This is a genomic window from Paracoccus sp. S4493, from assembly GCF_000967735.1.
Classification (GTDB): Bacteria; Pseudomonadota; Alphaproteobacteria; order Rhodobacterales; family Rhodobacteraceae; genus Paracoccus; species Paracoccus marcusii.
On sequence record NZ_JXYF01000299.1, the window covers coordinates 1 to 936 of the forward strand.

Annotated in this window: 1 pseudogene; it reads right to left on the reverse strand. The window is 69.0% G+C overall.

The features are described 5' to 3' along the window. A pseudogene (locus TW83_RS21345) lies at window positions 1–936 on the reverse strand (disulfide oxidoreductase); the annotation flags it as partial.

Sequence of the window (936 nt, forward strand, 5' to 3'; positions counted from 1 at the left end):
CGGTTGCCGCGCGGCTTGGGCGCCCATTTGAAGGTATAGAACACCTCCATCTCCGGGGGTGCGACCTCGGCGGCGGTCTCGGGCTCCGCGTCGACAGCATCGACTTCAGGGGCGTCTGCCTTGCGCTTTTCGGCCTGCTCGGCCTCCCACTTGGCGCGGGTCTCGGCGGCCAGAACCGATTCCTCCTCGGTCATCGGCGCGTCAGAGCCGTCAGCCTCGGGGGTGGACACGACGGCCGGGGTCTCGGTCGCCTTGACCTTGGCACGCTCGCCCTTGTCGGCGGAATAGCCCAGGCCCTGCATCAGGCCCGAAAACTGCTCAAGCGTCATGCCGGTGATCGACAGCATGTCGGGATTGGCCTCGAACCCGCCGCGGGTGTCCTGGGCGCGCAGCAGATCGGCCAGACGCTCCAGCATGTCGATGCGGATCGCCCGGTCGCCCGCGGGGCGATAGCCCGACAGCGCATAGACCTGATCGGGCACGACCGGCAGATGCGGGATGGTGACCAGACCCGGCGGCGGGCTTTCCGGGAATTCGGACAGCCCCTCGTGCAGCGACCACAGGACCAGACGCAGGCGCGTCGGCGCGGGCTTCAGCAGCGCGGGCAGGAAGATGGTGAACTGGCCAAAGCGGACGCCATGCTTGCGCAGCATGCCGCGCGATTCCTGGTCCAGTTCCTTGACCTCGGCGGCGATGCCGTCGCGGGGCAGGATCCCAAGCGCCTCGACCAGCCGGAAGGCAAAGCCGCGGGCCAGACCGGTCAGCGCCTCGTCCTTCTGCAGGGTCAGCAGCGGCTCGTACAGCGCGGCGATCTTGCGGTCGATGAAGTGCTGGGCCCGGCGGCGGACCTTGTCGGCGATCTCGGGACCGGCCTCCTCGTCGACGAAGACCTCGACGCCGGGATGCAGCGGATCGGCGCCCTTGACCAGCTTGCCG